Annotated in this window: 17 protein-coding genes; 6 read left to right on the top strand and 11 right to left on the bottom strand. The window is 74.7% G+C overall.

Annotated elements, in window-relative coordinates; all coding sequences use genetic code 11:
- Nucleotides 1-289 precede the first annotated feature (289 nt).
- The 3 genes from I5Q34_RS23655 to I5Q34_RS23645 all read right to left on the bottom strand — a co-directional run bounded on the left by I5Q34_RS23655 (nt 290) and on the right by I5Q34_RS23645 (nt 4,099).
- Nucleotides 290-442, bottom strand: coding sequence for a hypothetical protein (locus tag I5Q34_RS23655; RefSeq protein WP_199894407.1), 153 nt, complete (start codon nt 440-442; stop codon nt 290-292).
- Between the two features lie 106 nt (nt 443-548).
- Entirely contained in the window at nt 549-2,333 is a 1,785-nt protein-coding gene (locus tag I5Q34_RS23650; protein WP_199894406.1) for an ABC transporter ATP-binding protein, read from the bottom strand.
- On the bottom strand, nt 2,330-4,099 hold the full coding sequence (locus I5Q34_RS23645; RefSeq protein WP_199894405.1) for an ABC transporter ATP-binding protein: 1,770 nt from the start codon (nt 4,097-4,099) through the stop codon (nt 2,330-2,332). Before I5Q34_RS23645 ends, I5Q34_RS23650 begins: the two co-directional genes overlap by 4 nt.
- Before the next feature lie 213 nt (nt 4,100-4,312).
- On the opposite strand from I5Q34_RS23645, the gene I5Q34_RS23640 reads away from it, so the two are divergent.
- A complete protein-coding gene (locus I5Q34_RS23640) occupies nt 4,313-5,929 on the top strand; it encodes a peptide-N4-asparagine amidase (RefSeq protein ID WP_199894404.1) in 1,617 nt (538 codons plus the stop codon).
- A 15-nt stretch (nt 5,930-5,944) separates the two neighbouring features.
- Here I5Q34_RS23640 and I5Q34_RS23635 read toward each other — a convergent pair whose 3' ends face one another.
- The gene (locus I5Q34_RS23635) at nt 5,945-6,388 is read right to left on the bottom strand and encodes a MarR family winged helix-turn-helix transcriptional regulator (protein WP_199894403.1); all 444 of its coding nucleotides are present in this window, start codon (nt 6,386-6,388) and stop codon (nt 5,945-5,947) included.
- A gap of 174 nt (nt 6,389-6,562) precedes the next feature.
- Here I5Q34_RS23635 and I5Q34_RS23630 point away from each other — a divergent pair, with 174 nt between their 5' ends.
- Nucleotides 6,563-8,380 (top strand): ABC transporter ATP-binding protein, encoded by a 1,818-nt coding sequence (locus I5Q34_RS23630; protein ID WP_199894548.1) that lies wholly within the window; start codon nt 6,563-6,565, stop codon nt 8,378-8,380.
- Between the two features lie 90 nt (nt 8,381-8,470).
- Here the strand turns inward: I5Q34_RS23630 and I5Q34_RS23625 are convergent, their stop codons facing one another.
- Together I5Q34_RS23625 and I5Q34_RS23620 are read right to left on the bottom strand one after the other, a co-directional pair.
- Nucleotides 8,471-9,658 carry an SGNH/GDSL hydrolase family protein gene (locus tag I5Q34_RS23625; protein ID WP_199894402.1) on the bottom strand — a complete coding sequence of 396 codons (1,188 nt, stop codon included), beginning with the start codon at nt 9,656-9,658 and terminating at the stop codon, nt 8,471-8,473.
- Between the two features lie 127 nt (nt 9,659-9,785).
- Complete coding sequence (locus tag I5Q34_RS23620) at nt 9,786-10,868, bottom strand: NAD(P)-binding domain-containing protein (protein ID WP_277965745.1); 1,083 nt, start codon at nt 10,866-10,868, stop codon at nt 9,786-9,788.
- Nucleotides 10,869-10,929: 61 nt separating this feature from the next.
- Here I5Q34_RS23620 and I5Q34_RS23615 point away from each other — a divergent pair, with 61 nt between their 5' ends.
- Complete coding sequence (locus I5Q34_RS23615) at nt 10,930-11,352, top strand: YjbQ family protein (RefSeq protein ID WP_199894400.1); 423 nt, start codon at nt 10,930-10,932, stop codon at nt 11,350-11,352.
- A 39-nt stretch (nt 11,353-11,391) separates the two neighbouring features.
- Here the strand turns inward: I5Q34_RS23615 and I5Q34_RS23610 are convergent, their stop codons facing one another.
- Together I5Q34_RS23610 and I5Q34_RS23605 are read right to left on the bottom strand one after the other, a co-directional pair.
- The gene (locus tag I5Q34_RS23610; protein ID WP_199894399.1) at nt 11,392-12,321 is read right to left on the bottom strand and encodes a D-alanyl-D-alanine carboxypeptidase family protein; all 930 of its coding nucleotides are present in this window, start codon (nt 12,319-12,321) and stop codon (nt 11,392-11,394) included.
- A gap of 164 nt (nt 12,322-12,485) precedes the next feature.
- Complete coding sequence (locus I5Q34_RS23605) at nt 12,486-12,968, bottom strand: Lrp/AsnC family transcriptional regulator (protein WP_199894398.1); 483 nt, start codon at nt 12,966-12,968, stop codon at nt 12,486-12,488.
- On the opposite strand from I5Q34_RS23605, the gene I5Q34_RS36135 reads away from it, so the two are divergent.
- From I5Q34_RS36135 to I5Q34_RS23595, 3 genes are all read left to right on the top strand, one after another.
- Entirely contained in the window at nt 12,890-13,333 is a 444-nt protein-coding gene (locus tag I5Q34_RS36135) for a hypothetical protein (protein ID WP_347343480.1), read from the top strand. The two genes, I5Q34_RS23605 and I5Q34_RS36135, sit on opposite strands and share 79 nt — an antisense overlap.
- A gap of 123 nt (nt 13,334-13,456) precedes the next feature.
- Complete coding sequence (locus I5Q34_RS23600) at nt 13,457-14,956, top strand: FUSC family protein (protein WP_199894397.1); 1,500 nt, start codon at nt 13,457-13,459, stop codon at nt 14,954-14,956.
- Nucleotides 14,957-15,491: 535 nt separating this feature from the next.
- A complete protein-coding gene (locus I5Q34_RS23595) occupies nt 15,492-16,565 on the top strand; it encodes a lactonase family protein (protein ID WP_199894396.1) in 1,074 nt (357 codons plus the stop codon).
- A gap of 53 nt (nt 16,566-16,618) precedes the next feature.
- On the opposite strand, the gene I5Q34_RS23590 is transcribed toward I5Q34_RS23595, so the two are convergent.
- The 3 genes from I5Q34_RS23590 to I5Q34_RS23580 form a co-directional block, all read right to left on the bottom strand.
- Nucleotides 16,619-17,563 carry a hypothetical protein gene (locus I5Q34_RS23590; protein ID WP_199894395.1) on the bottom strand — a complete coding sequence of 315 codons (945 nt, stop codon included), beginning with the start codon at nt 17,561-17,563 and terminating at the stop codon, nt 16,619-16,621.
- A gap of 129 nt (nt 17,564-17,692) precedes the next feature.
- Entirely contained in the window at nt 17,693-18,688 is a 996-nt protein-coding gene (locus I5Q34_RS23585) for an N-acetylglucosamine kinase (protein ID WP_199894394.1), read from the bottom strand.
- A gap of 63 nt (nt 18,689-18,751) precedes the next feature.
- The gene (locus tag I5Q34_RS23580) at nt 18,752-19,429 is read right to left on the bottom strand and encodes a uracil-DNA glycosylase (RefSeq protein ID WP_199894393.1); all 678 of its coding nucleotides are present in this window, start codon (nt 19,427-19,429) and stop codon (nt 18,752-18,754) included.
- Nucleotides 19,430-19,778: the final 349 nt, after the last annotated feature.

The following is a 19,778-nucleotide window of genomic DNA, read 5'->3' as shown; positions in this document are numbered from 1 at the left end:
CGCCGCTCGTCCTCAAACGCCGGACGGGCTGGATCGGCGCGCCCGGGCTGGATATTCGGTGCGGGCAATATCCGCGCGGGCGGTATCCGGTGCGGGCGCGAAAACCAGCCCGTCCGGCGCTTGAGGACTGGGGGTACCCCCTCTGGGGGAGCCCGAAGGGCGCTTCGGGGGCCCAGGGGGCGCAGCCCCCGGTCAACGCGGCGAAGCCGCGTTGCGGGCCCGGGGGCTTCGCCCCGGAAGAAACGGTGAAAGTGGGGGTGCCCCCTCTGGGGAAGGGGCCGGGGCACACCTACTCCCGCTCACCCCCACCCACCGTCTCCTCCGCCTTGCCGCGCGGCCCGAGCGCCGCCCGCTCCTCCGCCTCCCGGCGCGCCCGCGCCAACTCCGCCGCCACCCGGTCCGAATGCAACCGCATGTCCGCTTCGGCCTTGAGATCGAACACCGTCGCCTCCTCCTCCCCGTTCCCGTCCCTTTTCGGCCAGCGTTCCCGCCGAATCCGGCACGACAACGGCACGCGCCCGGCGCGCGGAAGCCCGGCACCGGCGCGCCTACCGATGCCAGGAGCGCCACAGCGCCGCGTACGCCCCCTCCGCCGCGACCAGTTCGGCATGGCTGCCCAGCTCGCTGATCCGGCCGTCCTCCGCCACGGCGATCACGTCCGCGTCATGCGCCGTGTGCAGCCGGTGCGCGATCGCCACCACCGTCCGCCCCTCCAGCACCTTCGCCAGCGACCGCTCCAGATGCCGGGCCGCGCGCGGGTCGAGCAGCGAGGTCGCCTCGTCCAGGACGAGCGTGTGCGGATCGGCCAGGACCAGCCGCGCCAGCGCGACCTGCTGCGCCTGCGCCGGAGTGAGCGCCAGCCCGCCCGAGCCCACCTCCGCGTCCAGGCCGCCGTCCAGGGCCCGCGCCCAGCCGTCCGCGTCGACCGCGCCGAGCGCCGACCACAGCTCGTCGTCCCCGGCGTCCCCCCGGGCCAGCAGCAGGTTGTCACGCAGGGACCCGACGAAGACGTGGTGCTCCTGGTTGACCAGCGCCACATGCCGGCGCACCCGCTCCGTCGGCATCCGGGCCAGCTCCGCGCCGCCCAGCGTCACCTTGCCCTCCCGCGGCGCGTAGATCCCGGCGAGCAGCCGGCCGAGCGTCGACTTGCCCGCCCCCGACGGGCCGACGAGGGCGAGCCGGGTACCCGGCGGCACGTCGAGGGAGACGCCGTGGAGCACGTCGGCGTCGTCCGCGCCGTAGGCGAAGCGGACGCCGTCCGCCCGGACGTCCCGGCCCGCGGGCCGGACCCGCTCGTCGCCGCCGTCGGGCTCGATCTCGCGCACCCCCACCAGCCGGCCCAGCGACACCTGGGCCACCTGGAGCTCGTCGTACCAGCGCAGCACGATCCCGACCGGCTCGGTCAGCATCTGCGCGAACAGCGCGCCCGTCGTCAGCTGCCCCACCGAGATCCAGCCGCGCAGCACGAAGATCCCGCCGAGGACCAGCACGGAGCCGATCACCAGCATGTGGGTCAGGTTGACCACGGGATAGAAGACCGTGCGCAGCCAGAGGGTGTGCCGTTCCCAGCGGGTCCACTCGCGGATCCGGCGGTCGGAGAGCGCGACGCGGCGCGCGCCCAGGCGGTGCGCCTCGACGGTGCGGCCGGCGTCCACCGTCTCCGCCAGCACCGCGGAGACCGCGGCGTACCCGGCCGCCTCGGACCGGTAGGCGCGCGGGGCGCGCGGGAAGTACCAGCGGCAGCCGACGATCAGCAGCGGGAGCGCCACCAGGACGGACAGCGCCAGCGGCGGCGCGGTCGCGGTCAGCGCCCCGAGGAGCAGCACGCCCCACACCACGCCGATGGCCAGCTCGGGCACGGCCTCGCGCATGGCGTTCGCCAGCCGGTCCACGTCGGTGGTGATCCGGGAGAGCAGATCGCCGGTGCCGGCCCGCTCCAGCACGCCCGGCGGCAGCCGCACGGAGCGGACGAGGAAGTCCTCCCGCAGGTCGGCGAGCATCTCCTCGCCGAGGACCACGCCGCGCACCCGCACCAGCCGGGTGAAGAGCGTCTGCACCGCCAGCGCCACCGCGAACAGCGAGACGGCCCGGCCCAGTTGGACGTCCCGGCCGCCCGCCGACAGGTCCTCGACGAGCCTGCCCAGCAGGTACGGGCCCACCATCGAGGCGACCACGGCGACCGCGTTGACGGTCACCAGCAGGGCGAGCGCCCGGCGGTGCCGGCGCAGCAGCTCCCGTACGCAGCGGCGCACGGTGGCGGGCCCGCCGACGGGCAGGGTCGTGGCCGACTCCGGGGCGGCCGGATCGAAGGGCGGGGGCGGTACGCCGATCACGCGGGCTCTCCGATCTGTCGCTCTCCGGCGGTCTCCCGGGTGACGGCCGCCCGGTACTCCGGGGTCGTGCGCAGCAGTTCCCCGTGCCGGCCCTCCGCCACCGCCTTGCCGTCGCGGACCAGCACCACCCGGTCCGCCCGGTCGAGCAGCAGCGGGCTGGAGGTGAACACCACCGTCGTCCGGCCCGCGCGCAGCTCCCGCAGGCCGTCGGCGATCCGCGCCTCGGTGTGGGCGTCCACCGCGGACGTCGGCTCGTCGAGCACCAGCACCTCCGGGTCCGTCACCAACGAGCGGGCCAGCGCCAGACGTTGCCGCTGGCCGCCCGACAGCGAGCGGCCGCGCTCGGTGACGTGCGCGCCCATCGGCCCCGCCGACGGATCGGCCATCGAGCGTTCCAGCGAGGCGAGGACGTCCCCGCACTGCGCCGCCGTCAGCGCCGCGTCCGCCGTCACCCGGCCCGACGACGGCACGTCCAGCAGCTCCGCGAGCGTGCCCGACAGCAGCACCGGGTCCTTGTCCTGCACCAGCACCGCCGCGCGCGCCGCCGACAGCGGCACCTCGTCCAGCGCCACCCCGCCCAGCAGCGCCGACGGCACCCCCGCGGTGCCCTGCGGGGCGTGCCCGCCGAGCCGGTCGGCCAGCCGCCCGGCCGCGTCCGGGTCGCCGCACACCACCGCCGTCAACTGCCCGTACGGCGCCTCGAGTCCGCTCTCAGGGTCCCGCAGGTCGCCCGTGAGGCCGGGGGCCGGACCGTCCACGACGGCGGAGTCCGTGCGCCGCAGCGCCAGCAGCCGGGCCGCGCGCCGCGCCGACGGTCCGGCGAACGACCAGGCCATCGCGATCTCCTCCACCTGCCGCAGGGGGTACAGCAGGAAGGTGACCACGCCGTACACGGTCACCAACTCGCCCACCCCGACCCGGCCGTCGCGCACCAGGCCGACGCCGTACCAGACCACCGCGATCATCAGCAGCCCCGGCAGCGCCACTTGCACCGCGGCGATCAGCGCCCACATCCGGGCGCTGCGCACCGCCTTCGCCCGCACCTCCTGCGAGGCGCGCCGGTAGCGCGCGAGGAACAGTTCCTCGCCGCCGATGCCCCGCAGCACCCGCAGGCCCGCGACGGTGTCGGCGGCCAGCTCCGTGGCGTGCCCGGCCACCTCCCGCTGCTCGTCGGCTCGCCGGGTCGCGCGCGGCAGCAACGGCAGGACGGCCAGGGCCAGTACGGGAACCCCGGCCGCGACGACCGCGCCGAGCGCCGGCTGGTAGACCACCAGGGCGACGCAGACGGCCACCGAGGTGACCGCCGCGGACAGGAAGCGCGACTGGGCCTCGACGAACCAGCCGATGCGCTCCACGTCGCCGGCGCTCACCGCCACCACCTCGCCCGCGGCCACCCGCCGGGTCAGTGTGGCGCCCAACTCGGCCGTCCGGCGCGCCAGGAGCTGCTGCACCCGGGCCGCCGAGGTGATCCAATTGCTGACGGCCGCGCGATGGAGCATCGTGTCACCGAGCGCCGTGAGCAGCGCCAGCGCGAGGATCAGCGCCCCGGCCGCCGTCAGCCGGGCACCTGAGCGGTCCACCACCGCCTGCACGGTCATGCCCACCGCCAGCGGGAGCGTCGCCACGGCGGCCATGTGGAGCACGCCCCAGGCCAGGGCCTTGGCCTGGCCGCCGAGTTGATGCCGGGAGAGCCAGTACAGGAAGCGCGGGCCCGAACGGACGTCGGGCACACCGGGGTCGGGATAGGGGAGATCACGGATTCGCATGGAGTCCCAGGGGAGGCGGAACGAGCGGGAGTTGATCCAGCGTCGCGGGTCGGGGCGCCGCGCTCAACCGGTTTTTCCCGCCGTCCGGCCGCTGCCTGACCGCCGTCCGGCCGCTGCCCGGCCGTCCCCCGGCCGCCGTCCGGCCGCCGTCCGCCGGAAGCAGGCCAAAGGCGTACTGGTGCACTGCCGTGCGGCACGCTTCACTCCCACCCCATGAGACGACTGTTGCTCGCCCTGTGCGCCGCGGTCACCGCCCTCGCGCTGGGTGCGGCTCCCGCGGCCGCCGCGGGGCCGCCCGCCGAGTTCGGCACCGACTGGCACGACCCGATAACCGCCGGCCCTCCGGTGGCCACTCCCGACACCACTTCCTGCCACGTCACGGTCGCGGACACCGAGTTCCGCGACTACACGCCCTACAAAGGCTCCTACGCGCCCCCCGAGGGCTGCGGGGACCGCTGGAACAAGGTGGTCCTGCGCCTCGACGGCTCCGTGGCCGGCCGGCAGTACGACCGGCTGGGCTATCTGCGCATCGGCGGCGTCGAGGTCCTGCGCACCTCCACCCCCGAACCCTCGCCCGAGGGCATCACCTGGCACGTCGAGAAGGACGTCACCCGCTACGCCGCCACCCTGCGCACCGGACAGCCCGTCGAGATGCTCATCGGCAACACCGTCAACGAGACCTACACCGGCGTCATCAAGGTGAAGGCGACCCTGACCTTCTACGCCGCCGAGGGACGGGTGAAGCCCGCGGCGACCCCGGACCGGGTCCTCACCCTGGACGGCGCGCACGAGGCGGGCACGGCGTACGAGGGCGCGCTGACCGTGCCGCGCAACAGCGAGCGGATCGTGGCCGAGGTCTACGCGACCGGATCCGGCGGCGGCTGCGAGGAGTTCTGGTACCTCGCGGTCCCCGAGGCCGCGCCGTACTCCTGCAAGGCCGCCGGCGGACCGCACCGCGAGGTGCGGATCGCGGTGGACGGAAAGCTCGCCGGCATCGCCGCACCCCATCCGACCGTGTGGACCGGCGGCTGGTCGAATCCTTTCCTCTGGTACGTGATCCCCGGGCCGCGCGCCTTCGACGTCCGGCCCGTCGAATACGATCTGACGCCCTTCGCCGGGCAGTTGAACGACGGGAAGCCGCACCGGATCACGGTGTCCGTCGCCGGGGTTCCCGAGGGACAGAGCGGCTGGAGCACGCCCACCAACGTCCTGGTCTGGCAGGACGCCGGGGCGTCCCGCGTCACCGGCGCCGTCACTTCTTATGAAGAGGGCACTCCAGGCGGCGGCACCGCCTACCGGCCCGGCACCGAGCACCGGGTCACCGCCGAAGGCCACCACTCCCTGACGGTCTCCGGCTACCTGGACACCTCGCACGGCCGGGTCGCCACCACTGTCGCCCGCCGGGTCGACGCCTCCTCCGTGCACCGCTGGACGGCGGGCGAGGACACCGACGCGCTGGACGCCCGCTGGACCGACGACGAGAGCGTCACCGTGCGCGGGCGGGGGCCCGCCGTCACGACGCGCACCCATCGCGCGTACACGATGGACGGCGAGATCACCGGCGCCGCGGGCCCGCGGCTGCGGACGGTGATGACGGCCGGGGACCGGGCCGACAGCGTCACACTGCGGGGCGGCCGGAGGACCGGCTGGTCGCGGCTGGACGACACCTACAGCGGCGACGCCGAGTACAACCAGAACGTGCCGCGCGACCAGCGGCACGCGACCGGGGTCTCCCGGGAGCGCCACCGCCTCCTGGGGCCCGGGAGCTGCTGGGACCGGACGCTGGCCACGGCCCAGGGGGAGCTGACGGAGGACCGCTCGCGCTGCTGACCGCCTCGGGCGCTGTCAGTGGCGGTGCGGGGCCGGCCCCTGCATGAGCTCGCCCAGCAGACCGCCGAGCACCTCGCGCTGCTCGGCGGTCAGCGGCGAGAGGATCTCCTCCACCGCCGCGCGCCGCGCCTCGCGCAGGGCGCGCAGGGTCTCCCGGCCGCGGTCGGTCAGCTCGATGCGGATCACCCGGCGGCTGGCCGGGTCGGGCACCCGGCGCACCGCGCCGTTCGCCTCCAGGGCGTCGACCAGCGTGGTGACCGCCCGGGGGACCACCTCCAGCCGCTCGGCCAGGTCGGCCATGCGCGGCGGGGCCTCGCAGTGCGCGACGCTGCGCAGCAGCCGGGACTGGGCGGGCGTGATGCCCACCGGGTCCAGATAGCGCTTCTGCGCCCGGTTGAGCCTGCGGGTCAGCCGCAGCAACTGCTCGGCGAGCTGTCCGGACGTGTCGGGGACGGTCATCGGGTCAGGCTATCAGGACTCCGTGCATTGTGAGTATAGGTAACAGTGAGCTATGCTCTGCTGAGTGGCCGGACCCGGCCGGCCGCGCTGCTCCGTCCTGCCGTCCCGCCCCCCACCTCCGGCCGCCACCGGGCGGCGGAGCCGACCGCGCCGAAGGAGCCCATGCGTCCCGACATGCGTCCCGATGAACCGGAATGGACCCCGCCACCCGCCGATCCCGAGCGTCCCGCGCAGGTGCGCCGCATCCTGCGCCTCTTCCGTCCCTACCGCGGCCGGCTCGCCGTCGTCGGCCTGCTCGTGGCCGCCTCGTCCCTGGTCACCGTCGCCTCGCCGTTCCTGCTGCGCGAGGTCCTCGACGTCGCCATCCCCGACGGCCGGACCGGGCTGCTGACCCTGCTCGCCCTGGGCATGATCGCCGCCGCCGTGGTGAACAGCGTCTTCGGCGTGCTCCAGACGCTGATCTCCACCACCGTCGGCCAGCGCGTGATGCACGACCTGCGCTCCTCGGTCTACGCCCGGCTCCAGGGCATGCCGCTGGCCTTCTTCACCCGGACCCGCACCGGCGAGGTCCAGTCCCGCATCGCCAACGACATCGGCGGCATGCAGGCCACCGTGACCTCCACCGCCACCTCGCTGGTCTCCAACCTCACCAGCGTGGTCGCCACGATCGCCGCCATGCTCGCCCTGGACTGGCGGCTCACCGCGGTCTCGCTGCTCCTGCTGCCGCTGTTCGTGTGGATCAGCCACCGGGTGGGCCGCGAGCGGAAGAAGATCACCTCACAGCGGCAGAAGCAGATGGCCGCCATGGCCACGATGGTCACCGAGTCGCTCTCGGTCAGCGGCATCCTGCTCGGCCGCACCATGGGCCGCGCCGACTCGCTGACCGCCGCCTTCTCGAAGGAGTCCGAGCAGCTCGTCGGGCTGGAGGTGCGGGCCAGCATGGCCGGGCGCTGGCGGATGTCCACCATCGGCATCGTCATGGCCGCCATGCCCGCCGTCCTCTACTGGGCGGCCGGCGTCGCCCTCAAGACCGGCGGCCCGGCCATATCGCTGGGCACCCTGGTCGCCTTCGTCTCCCTCCAGCAGGGACTGCTGCGGCCGACCGTCTCCCTGCTGTCCACCGGCGTCCAGGTGCAGACCTCGCTCGCCCTCTTCCAGCGCATCTTCGAGTACCTCGACCTCCCCGTGGAGATCACCGAACCCGAGCGTCCCGTCCGCCTGGAGAAGATCCGCGGCGAGGTCCGCTTCGACGGCGTCACCTTCGCCTACGACGCCGCCCGCACCACCCTCGACGGCATCGACCTCGACGTCCCCGCCGGAACGAGCCTCGCCGTCGTCGGCCCCACCGGCTCCGGCAAGAGCACGCTGGGCCATCTCGTCCCCCGGCTCTACGACGTCACCGGCGGCCGCGTCCTCATCGACGGCACGGACGTCCGCGACCTGGACTTCGACACCCTCTCCCGGGCCGTCGGCATCGTCTCCCAGGAGACCTACCTCTTCCACGCCTCCGTCGCCGACAACCTGCGCTTCGCCAAGCCCGACGCCACCGACGAGGAGATCCGCGCCGCCGCGCGGGCCGCCCAGATCCACGACCACATCGCCGCCCTTCCCGACGGCTACGACACCGTGGTCGGCGAGCGGGGCCACCGCTTCTCCGGCGGCGAGAAGCAGCGCCTCGCACTCGCCCGGACCATCCTGCGCGACCCGCCCGTCCTCATCCTGGACGAGGCCACGTCCGCCCTGGACACGCGCACCGAGCACGCCGTGCAGCGTGCCATCGACGCGCTCTCGGCGGGGCGTACCACGATCACGATCGCCCACCGGCTGTCCACGGTCCGCAGGGCGGACCAGATCGTCGTCCTCGACGGCGGGCGGATGGCGGAGCGCGGTACGCATGACCAACTGGTCGCTGCCGACGGCCGTTATGCGGCGCTGGTGCGTCGTGATGCGCGGCCGGGGGCGGATGCGCAGGCGGCGTCGGCGGGGGTCTGAGGTTGGGGGAGTTGCCCCTGGCCCTCCCCCAGAGGGGGTACCCCCTCTGGGGGAGGGCCAGGGGCACAACGCCCACCCCTCAGCACCGACTCACAACGCGCCCAAATCCACCGCCCCCGCCATCAGCCGGTACCCCGCATCGTTGGGGTGCTTGCGATCACCCGAGTCGTACGCAGGGTCGAGCACCTCGGGATCGTCCCGCGAGACCAGCGCCGCCGAGAAGTCGGCCACCGCGTCGTACTCGCCGGAATCCCGGATCCACGCGTTGACCGCCGAACGCTTCGCCTCCGCACGCGCGTTGTGGTACTCGGACCCCTTGAACGGCAGGATCGTCCCGCCGACGACCCGGATGCCCCGGTCGCGGGCGCGCCGGATCAGCTCCCGGTGCCCGGCCACCAACTCCTCCGCCGACACCGGCACATCCGGCTTGTACAACGGCAGGTCCACCTCGCTGAAGCCGATGTCGTTCAGGCCCACGTGCACGATCACCGACCGCACCCCGGGCCGGTCCAGTACGTCCCGCTCGAAGCGCGCCAGCGCCGAGTCGCCGAACGAGGGCGAGTCGTGGAGCAGCAGGTTCCCGCCGATGCCCGCGTTGAGGACGGTCAACCGCCGCCCCTCGGAAGCCAGTCGGCCGGCGAGCGCGTCCGGGTAGCGCCGGTCGGTGCCCGGCGTGGAGCCGAAGCCGTCGGTGATCGAGTCGCCGAAGGCCACGACCGCCCCCTCGTGGGCGCCCTCCCCGGCCACCTCGACGTCCGCGAGGTAGTACCAGGACTGCGTCGTCTCCCCGAAGCCCGCGCCGCCGGCCTCCCGCGTGCGGTCGCCCGCCGCACGGTAACTGTCCGTCCACGCCTGCGAGTGGAAGGTCCCGGGCCCTGTCGGACCGGCGAAGTACAACGTCACCGCCACCGCGTCGAACGGCGCGGTCCGCAGGTCCACCGCGTCGCTCCACACCTCGCCGCCCGCCGGTATCCGCACCGTGGACGCCCCGCCGAAGGCCAGCGCGCGCACCATGCCCGGCCGGACGGCCGCCCCCTCCGCCGCGAGGGCGACGGATGCCGCGCCCACCTCCAGCGGGCGGGTGCCGTAGCGGTTCGACAACCGCACCCGGGCCGTGGTGCCGCCGCCGGTGACGCGGACGACCTGGCGCACGCTCTGCCGGTCGAACCCGGTCTCGGACCAGTTCTCCCCGAAACCCGTGCTCGGCCGCTGCATCGCCGCGGACCAACCCGCCGACCAGGCCGTCCTCGTCCCGTTCCGCTCTGCCGTCGTCGTCATGGCTTTGACTTCCCCTCAGATGATCTCTGCTGACGGGAAACAGCCTGCCGCCCGCCCGGGGAGCCACCCAGACACCGGAGCTTCATATGCGCCCCGTGCGTACCACTGCCAGGGTCACCCCTGGCCCTCAGACGCCGGCGGCGGCCTCCGTCGCCGGGGACGGCTTCAGCAACTTCCGTATCGCGCGCACCGCGTCACGCCCCGCCCGGTTGGCACCGATCGTGCTCGCCGACGGGCCGTAGCCGACCAGCTGCACCCGGGGATCACGGACCGCGCTCGTGCCCTCGACGCGGATGCCGCCGCCGGGCTCGCGCAGGCGCAGCGGCGCCAGATGGTCGAGGGCGGCCCGGAAGCCGGTGGCCCACAGGATGGTGTCGGCGGCGGCCTCCGTGCCGTCGGCCCAGGCCACACCGGTGGGGGTGAGGCGGTCGAACATCGGCAGCCGGTGGAGGACCCCCGCCTCCTCGGCCCGGCGCATCGCCTCCGTCATCGGCAGCCCCGTCACCGACACCACGCTCTGCGGCGGCAGTCCCTGCCGCACCCGCTCCTCGACGAGCGCCACCGCGTCCCGCCCGCGCGTCTCGTCGAAGGGGCCGTCGCGGAACACCGGGGGCCGGCGGGTGACCCAGGTCGTCGCGGCCGCCACCTCGGCGATCTCCATCAGGTGCTGCACGGCGGAGGTGCCCCCGCCGACGACCACGACCCGCTGCCCGGCGAACTCGGCGGGGCCCGGGTACTGCGCGGTGTGCAACTGGCGTCCGCGGAAGAGTTCCTGACCGGGGTAACGGGGCCAGAAGGGGCGGTCCCAGGTGCCGGTCGCGTTGATCAGGGCGCGCGCGGACCACACTCCCTGCGACGTCTCGACGCGCAGCCGCCCGTCGTCCCCCTCGCGCACCGCCCGCACCACGACGGGCCGGCGCACCCGCAGGCCGAAGGCGTCCTCGTAGTCGGCGAAGTAGCCGCCGATCACCTCGGAGGACGGCCGGGCGTCGTCCGCCCCGGTCAGCGGCAGGCCGGGCAGCGCGTGCATGCCGTGGACCCTGCCGTACGTCAGCGTCGGCCAGCGGTACTGCCAGGCGCCGCCCGGCCGCGGCGCGCGGTCCAGGACGACGAAGTCCCGTTCCGGCTCGAATCCGTCGCGTCGCAGGTGGTAGGCGCTGGACAGGCCCGCCTGCCCGGCACCGACGACCACGACCTCCACTTTGTTCACGGTTCTACCAACCGGACGGGGCCGGGGTATCTTCCCGCCGCGCGCGGGCGATGATGGTGACATGAGCGACAGCTTCCGCACCCACGTGCTCGACATCACCACCGGCACCTCGGAGACCGTCTACGACCTCACCCGTCACTGTGAAGCGTTCCTGGGGGAGGCGGCGGGCGGCCGCGACGGGCTGCTCAACGTCTTCGTCCCGCACGCCACGGCCGGTGTGGCGGTGCTGGAGACCGGCGCGGGCAGCGACGACGACCTGCTCGCGGCCCTGCACGACCTGCTCCCGGCGGACGACCGCTGGCGCCACCGCCACGGCAGCCCGGGCCACGGCCGCGACCACGTGCTGCCCGCCCTCGTCCCGCCGCACGCGACCCTGCCGGTGCTCGGCGGCCGGCTGGAGCTGGGGACCTGGCAGTCGGTGTGCCTGGTGGACACGAACGTGGACAATCCGCACCGGCAGGTGCGGCTGACGTTCCTGGGGTGAGGGCGGGGGCGCCCGGACCGTGGCCCGGGCGCCGGGACGTCAGTCCTTCTGGGCGAAGCTGGGCAGCTGGCGCAGCTTGACCTTGGGGGTGCTGGTCTTGAACGACCAGTCGAGCATCTTGACCGCGTCCGGGTAACGCTTGGCCGGGTCGTTGAGGATGACGCCCACGACCGTGCGCTTGCCGCGCTGGGCGGCGAACACCAGGCACGGACCCGCCGCGGTGCCGGTGCCGGTCTTGATGCCGACGGCGCCCTTGTACGAACCCAGCAGCTGGTTGGTGTTGTACCAGGTGTAGGTGCGGTTGACGTTCGTCGCCTTCTGGCGGGTGCTGGCCGACTTGACGACGGTGGCGAACGTGCCGTTGCCCATCGCGTGCCGGGCCAGCTTCGCGATGTCGCGCGGAGTGGAGACGTTCCCGCCGGACTGCGATATGCCGTCGAAGGAGTCGTACTTGGTGTTCTTCATGCCCAGCGTCTTGGCCTTGGCGTTCATCTTGGCGATGAACGACTTGGTGCGCTGGGTCTCGGTCTTGCCGGTGCCGAAGTTGTCGGCGAGGGCGTACGCCGCGTCGCAGCCGGAGGGCAGCATCAGGCCGTAGAGCAGCTGCCGGACCGTCAGCTTGTCGCCGACGCGGAGGTCCGCGGTGCTGGCCTTCTCGCGCGCCACGTAGTCGCGGTACGACTTCTTGACCGTGATCTGCTTGTTGAGGTTGACGCCCTTGGTGTCCAGCACCACGGCAGCAGTCATGATCTTGGTGGTGCTGGCCATCTGCCGCTTGGTGTCGGCGGCCTTGCCCCACAGCTCGCGGTTGGCCCCGCTGTCGAGCAGGTAGGCGCCCTTGGCCGCGATCCCCGCCGGGCCGGTCGCCGCCTCGGCGGCCGTCGCCGGCAGGGCGACGGCGAGAGCGGCGGTCGACGCGGTCAGCCCGGCTCCCCACCGGCGGGCCCGTCTTCCCCCAATGTGCACCATATGCATCTCATTCCTCGGGTTAGTCCCGGTTCACTCGAAACCGGGTCGAACCCCCTGATCCTCCCACCCCTTTGCGGCTTTCCCGCAACCCGGGTCGTCAGGCGCACGACGGTTCACGGGCGTTCACCGGGGTACCTGCCAACACGCGCCGTACGGGCTGCCGTTCAGGCCCGGCGGTCCGCCGCGCGGCCGACCGCGTCCACCAGCGGCACCATGCGGTAGGGCACCCGCTCGCGCAGCACCATCTCCGTACGGGTGCGCACCACGCCCGTCTGCCGCACCAGCCGCTGGATCACGTCCTCCAGATGCGCCGCGTCCCGCGCGACGACACGGGCCATCAGGTCGCCGCCGCCGGTGATGGAGAACGCCTCGATGATCTCCGGCACCTCCGCCAGCGCGTCCGCGACCGGGTCCAGATGGCCCTGGGTCACCTCGATGTGGACGAACGCCAGCACCGGGTGGCCGAGCGCGGCGGGGGAGAGGCGCGGCCCGGTCCCGGTGATCACGCCGGTGCGCTCCAGCTTGTCCAGGCGGGCCTGCAGCGTGCCCCGGGCGATGCCCAGCAGCCGTGCGTACTCGCGCGCGCTGGTGCGCGGCCGCTCCAGCAGCAGGCGCAGGATCTTCGCGTCCAGGGCGTCCACGGCCATGGGCCAACGGCTCCCTCGGGGTCGGGTGCAGGGCCCGGTCACTGTACCAATGGCCCGGTCCCGGGTCCGGCGGACCGCCTCCACGGGGTGAAGCGGACTTCTCCGCGGGCGGCAGGAAGGGGAGGGAGGCGGGCGATCCGGAGGTGCGCGCCCACGTCGGCGCCGTCTTCGGCGTCATGCCGACCGTCTCCCTGGACTGGGCGGGCGACCCGGGCATGGACTGCGTCGAGACCCTCGACCGGGCCCTGGCCTGCCTGGAGAGGGGAATCCGGCTGCAGCCCGGCCAATGGCCCCCTCCTGGACCGGAACGATCAGCCGTTGCTGGGCCAATGGCCCAGAGAACGCGACGACTATTGAGCCAATGACAGCCGAGATGGTGTGATGGTGTCGTCGATGGCGCTGCGGATGCTTCCGCGGCGCCTTTTTCATGACCTTTGCATGCCGGAAAACCAATGCCGGAACGTGGAACTCGAAAGGGGCGGGTGCTGGTGCTGAAGAGGGTGTTCGTGGCTCCGGACCCGGGCCGGCTGCGGCTGCGCAGCGGCGCCCGGGCCGTCCTCGGCATCGGCGCGGCCGTCGCCGTCTGCGGGCTCGCCGGCCACTCGCTCGTCGCGGCCATCGCCGGCGGGCTCGCGGCGCTGCTCGCCCTCTTCACCGTCACCGACGCGACGGTCCGCGGCCAGGCCGTCACCACCGCCCTGCTGCCGGTGGCCGGCCTGCCCGTGCTCGCCGCGGCAACGGCGCTGCACGACTGGCCGTGGGCCCGGGACGCGGTCTTCCTCGCCGTCCTGGGCGCCGGGGTCTACGCCCGGCGGTGGGGGCCGCGCGGGCACGCGCTCGGGGTCTTCGCGTTCATGACCTTCTTCGAGACCCAGTTCCTGCACGCCGTGCCCGGGCAGCTGCCCGAGCTCTGCGCCGCGACCCTGCTCTCCCTGGCGGTCTCCTCGACCGTCCGCTTCGGCCTGTGGTGCTACGAGCGGGGGCTGACGCCCGCCGCCGCCCCGCCCCCGCCCTCCGGGACCGGGCTGGCCCGCACGACCACCCGGCAGGCGGTCCAGGCCACCGTCGCGGGGGCGCTCGCGCTGGGCGCGGGGCAGCTGCTGTCCGACGAGCGCTGGTACTGGGCCGTCGGCGCCGTGTGGTGGATCTTCGTCAACACCGCCTCCCGGGGCGACATCCTGGTGCGCGGCTTCCGGCGGGTGCTCGGCACGGTGCTCGGCATCGCCGTCGGCGTGGTCGTCGCGATCCCGCTGCACGGGGCCGGCCTGCCCACGGCCGTCCTGGTCGCGGCGTGCGTCTTCGGGATCTTCTACTCGGCGCCCGTCTCCTACACGTGGATGATGTTCGCCGTGACCGTCATGGCCGGGCTGCTCTACGGGCTCCTCGGCGTCCTCGGCCCCGGGCTGCTGGCCCTGCGCCTGGCCGAGACCGGCGTCGGCGCGCTCGGCGCGGCGCTGGCGGTCGTCCTCGTCCTGCCGGTGACCACCCACGCCACGACGGACGCCTGGGTCCGCCACGCCCTGCGCTGCGTCCACGCGTGCGCGGCAGAAGCGGCCGCGCGGCTCGCGGGCTCGGAGGACGCCGACCCCGGGCCGCGGGTGGCCGAACTGGAGCAGCTGCTCGGCCGGGTGCGGCTCTCGCTCGCCCCGCTGGTCCACCCGCTGAGCCCGCTGCGCACCCGCAAGGAGCGGGCCCGCCGGGTGCTGGCCCTGCTGGACGACTGCGCCCGCGAGGTGCGCGGGCTCGCGTCGGTCACGGCGGATCCGGAGGCGTCACGTGATGACCGCCTGGCGGCGGCGTGTGCGCGGGTGGAGGCGGCGGTGGGGGCGTTGACGGCTCCGGGGGCCGCGGCCCCGGCTTCGCCGGTCGCGTTCGCGTCTTCGTCTTCGTCTTTGCCCTCGCCCTTGCAGGCGGGGGAGGGGGCGCTGGCGCATCTGCACGGGCTGGAGCGGGCGTTGGGGGAGCTGGCGGTGCCGTTGCGGGTGTGAGGGGTGGGTGGGGGTATGCCCCGGCCCCGCCCTTTCACCGTTTCTCCCGGGGCAAGCCCCGGCCCCGACACCGCGCTCCGCGCGGCAGGCGGGGGCTCCGCCCCCTGCGCCCCTGGCCCCCCACGGGTTTCCGCTCCGGGGCTGCGCCCTGGCCCTGTCCTCAAGCTCCCCGGAGGGGGGCACCCCCCCAGACGGGCTGGATTCGGGGCTCCGCCCCGGACCCCGTTTCGCGGCTTCGCCGCTCGTCCTAAACGCCGGACGGGCTGAAGTGCGCGCCCGGGCACGAATCCAGCCCGTCTGGGGGTTACCCCCTCCGGGGAGCTTGAGGACAGCGCCCGGAGGGCGCTTCAGGGGGGCTCCGCGCGGAGCCCCCGCCCCACCGCGCAGAGCGCGGGCCCGGCGTGCCCTGTGCCTCGCCCCGCCCTGTGCCTCGCCCCCCCGCCCCGCACACCGGGGTTACGAAGAGGCGCAGCCCCCGCGGAAACGGTGAAAGGGCGGGGCCGGGGCGGAACCACCCCCCCTGTAGCGTCAGCCCATGGCATCACAGGAGGCAGCACCCCGCGCCTACATCGGCTCCTTCACCACCGCCCAAGGCCCCGGCATCACCGTCGCCCGCATCGACGACCGCACCGGCCCCGGTGCCCTCACCACACCCCGCACCGCCGTCGTCGACACCGCCCTCGTCAACCCCTCCTACCTCGCCTTCTCTCCCACCCGCGACGTCCTCTACGCGGTGAGCGAGACCGGTGAGGGAGCGGTCGCCGCCTTCTCCCTCGCCGCCGACCCCGACCGCCCGGAGCCGCTCGGCGCCCCCGTCCCCGTCCGCGGCGACGGTCCCACCCACCTCGCCCTGGCGGCCGACGGGCGGCGGCTGTTCACCGCCAACTACGGCTCGGGCAGCGTGAGTGCGCTGCCCCTCGACGATTCGGCCGGCGCCCCCGGCGCACCGACCACCGTGCTCCCGCACCACGGCAACGGCCCGGTCCCCGACCGGCAGTCGGCCCCGCACGCGCACGCCGTCGTCCCCGACCCCTCCGGCCGCTGGCTGCTCGCCGTCGACCTCGGCACGGACTCCGTGTGGATCTCGGCGCTCGACGCGACGACCGGCGACCCCGTGCCGCACCACGAGACCGCGCTCCGGCCGGGCACCGGCCCCCGGACGCTCGTGTTCCACCCGCGCGGCCACCGCGCGTACGTCCTGAACGAACTCGACCCGACCCTGACGGTGTGCCGCTGGGACGCCGCGTCCGGAACGCTGGAGCCGCTGGGGGAGACCCGCGTCGTCCCCCCGGGGACGGACGGGCCGCCCGTCCACCCCTCCACGCCCGTGATCTCCCCGGACGGACGCTTCCTGTGGACGGCCAACCGCGGTGACGACACCCTCTCGGTCCTCGCCCTCGACGCCGACGGCGACCGGCCCGAGCTGCGCGCGACCGTGGACTGCGGTGGCCACTGGCCGCGCCACCTGACGGCGCACGGCGGAGTGCTGTACGCCGCCAACGAGCGCTCGGGCGACGTGACATGGTTCACGGTCGAACCCGGCACGGGGATACCGCGGAGGGCCGGGGCGATCGCGGTGCCCGCCGCCTCGTGCGTCGTCTTCGCGTGAAACGCGGGAGGGGCCTCCGCAGAGGCCCCTCCCGGCGATGAAGCGCGTACGGCTCAGCGCAGCGGCGCGCCCAGCGGCGACGGCGTGACGATGCCCAGCAGCTCGGTGTACTTGGCGAGGACGAGCCGGCCGATCGCCGGGTAGGCGCCCAGCGGCTCGGCCGCCGCGCAGCCCGCCTCCTTGGCGGCCATGGACGGCAGCGCCTCGTCGGCCTCGGGACCGATCAGGCAGGGCGCGAGGGCCAGGTTCCGCGAGCCGGCGGCACGCAGCTCGTCGGCGGCGCGGGCGACGGCGCCCTCCTCGTCGAGCGGGGCGGCCAGGACGGGCACGGCCAGGCGCGCGGACAGCAGCATGCCGGTGATGCCCGCGGCCTGCGCGGCCTCGGTGCCGCCGACCGTCGCCAGGACGATGCCGTCGGCGGCCGTCGTGACGGTGAACAGCCGGGCGCGGTCGGCGCGCGCCAGCCCGCCCTCGGAGAGGCGGACGTGCAGGGCCTCGGCGAGCAGCGGGTGCGGGCCGAGGGTGTCGGTCAGCTCGAAGGCCGAACCGCTGCTCACGACCGACTGGCGTATGCGGCGCAGCACGGCCGTGTCCGGGCCGGCCAGCAGCGGCACGACGACGGCGGCCGGACCCCGGGACCAGTCGGGCGCGTCCCCGCCGTCCTGGGCGGCCGACGCGGCGGCTTCGCTGGTGCGAGCGCTGTGCTGGGCGGCGGCGTAGCCGAGGACGGCGTCCAGCGCCGGATATCCGTCGGCACCCCCTTCGGCATCCGCGTAGCCGATGCGCGCGTCCAGGCCGGGCAGCTCGGAGCGGGCGATGCTGAGGATCTCCTCGGCGATGCGGCGGGCGGCCGGGCCGGGCGCGCCGGGCACCGCGAGCACCAGCGGGGGCGCACCCGTCGGCGCGGTCACGGGCTCCGGCCTCCGGTGCCGCCCGGACTGGCGGGGACGGGGCATTCGTACAGGCAGGCCGGACGTGGGCCCTGTGGGGGAGCTCATGGCGCCGCATGTTATCCGGTTGGGAACTCCTCCGTTCGGGTGGGGGGAGGTTACGTCACCTCTGTCCGGATTTATTGGGTGGCTGATCCAACGGGTGGAGGGGGTGCCCCGTCAACCTCGAAGACACGTTCACCCGATGACGCGCAGCAGCGTCCCGTCGACGGGCAGCAGCAGACGTTCCGTCAGCAGCGCTGCGGCCAGGCACAGCGCGCCGTCCAGCGGCGTTCCCTCGGCATCGGCCGGCCGGGCGTGCGGAAGTTGCATGCGCAACTGTTCGCGCAGGGGTACGAGCAGCGGCTCGCCGAGCCCCAGGAGTCCGCCCGTGACGGCCACCGCGGGAGACGGGTCCGCGGACCCGTCGGGCGCCGGGCGCCGGCAGACCGCGGCGGCGGCCCCGGCGATGTGGCGGGCGGCCGACCGCAGGACGTCCCGGGCGACCGGGCAGTCCCCGGCGCAGCGGGCGACCTCGGGCGCGAAGGAGGCCAGCAGGGCGGGCCGGTCCGCGCGCGGGTAGAGCAGGCCCGGCAGCTCCTCGGCCGGGCCCAGCACGGTCTCCAGCCGGGCCAGCAGGGCGGCCGATCCGCCGTCGCGGCCATCGTGGGCCCGCAGCGCGGCCTCCAGCCCCGCCCGGCCGATCCACGCCCCGCCGCCGCAGTCGCCGAGCAGGTGCCCCCAGCCGTCCGCGCGCCGCCAGCCGGTGCCGGGGGTCAGATCGGTGCCGAGGGCGACCAGACCGGTGCCCGCGGCGACCACGGCGCCCGGAGTCTGGCCTATCGCCCCGGCGTAGGCGGTCACGGCGTCCGAGGCCAGCGCGAGCCGCCGGGTGCCCAGCGTCTCGTGCAGGGCGGCGGGCAGGACGGCCCGCAGCTCGTCGCCCAGACCGGCCATGCCGGCGGCGCCCACGCAGACGGCCGCGCACTCCCGCGCCTGTGCCCGGCGCAGCAGTTCGCGGGCGGCGGGCAGTACGCGCCCGAGCAGGCCCCGGGCGTCGATCCCGCCGCTCGTGGTGCGCACGGGCTCGGGGGAGGACCAGGTCAGCGGGGGGCCGTCGCCGTCCGCGGGGGCGACGGCGACGCGGACGCCCGAGCCCCCCGAGTCGATCGCCAGCACCTGGGCGGACGTCATGCCCGCGCCGCCGCGGGGGCGTTCGTAGGGTCCGTCATGGCGGGCACCCTACCGCGCGCGGGGTCAGGGCAGCCGCCAGTCCACCGGAGCCGAACCCTGGCCCAGCAGAAGGTCGTTGGCCCGGCTGAACGGCCGCGAGCCGAAGAAGCCCCGGTCCGCGGACATGGGCGACGGGTGCGCGGACTCCACGCACGGCACACCGCCCAGCAGCGGGCGCAGATTGCGCGCGTCACGCCCCCACAGGATCGCGACCATTGGCTTGCCGCGGGCCACCAGGGCGCGGATGGCCTGCTCGGTGACCTCCTCCCAGCCCTTGCCGCGATGCGCGGCGGGCTTGCGCGGGGCGGTCGTCAGGGCCCTGTTGAGCAGCAGCACGCCCTGCCGCGTCCACGGCGTCAGATCGCCGTTGGAGGGCCGGGGCAGGCCGAGGTCGGTGTTGAGCTCCCGGTATATGTTCTCCAGGCTGCCCGGCAGCGGGCGCACCTCGGGGGCGACGGAGAAGCTCAGGCCGACCGCGTGGCCCGGCGTCGGGTAGGGGTCCTGGCCGACGATGAGGACCCGGACGTCGTCGAACGGCTGCTGGAAGGCGCGCAGCACGTTCGCGCCGGAGGGCAGATAGGTGCGGCCTGCCGCGATCTCGGCGCGCAGGAAGTCGCCCATCGAGGCGATCCGGCCGGCGACGGGTTCCAGCGCCGTGGCCCAGCCGGTTTCGACGATCTCGTGCAAGGGACGTGCAGCCACGGCTGCGACCCCTCCCTGTCAAAGAAGTTGCGGAGCGGTGTCGCAGGCGGGGCGCTTTGGCGCGCGGCCGGGCCCGTTTGCCTGCGTCGGTGGGGAGATCGTACGCGAGGGGGTGGGGGTGGGTTCCCCGCGGGTTGCGGGGTGGTGGCCGTGGGACGGCCGGGTTCCCCGGGTGGGGGGGCGTGCGTGATTCACCCGGACGGGTGGGTGTGGCGGGGGTTTGTTTCGCCCCGGCCCCGCCCTTTCACCGTTTCTTCCGGGGCTGCGCCCCGGGGCCCGCGACGCGGCTTCGCCGCGTTGACCGGGGGCTTCGCCCTCGGCCCGGCACCGCGCGGAGCGCGGTGCCGGG

It is taken from the genome of Streptomyces sp. AV19, from assembly GCF_015999245.1.
Taxonomy (GTDB): Bacteria; Actinomycetota; Actinomycetes; order Streptomycetales; family Streptomycetaceae; genus Streptomyces.
This window is presented reverse-complemented; position numbering and strand designations above follow the sequence as displayed.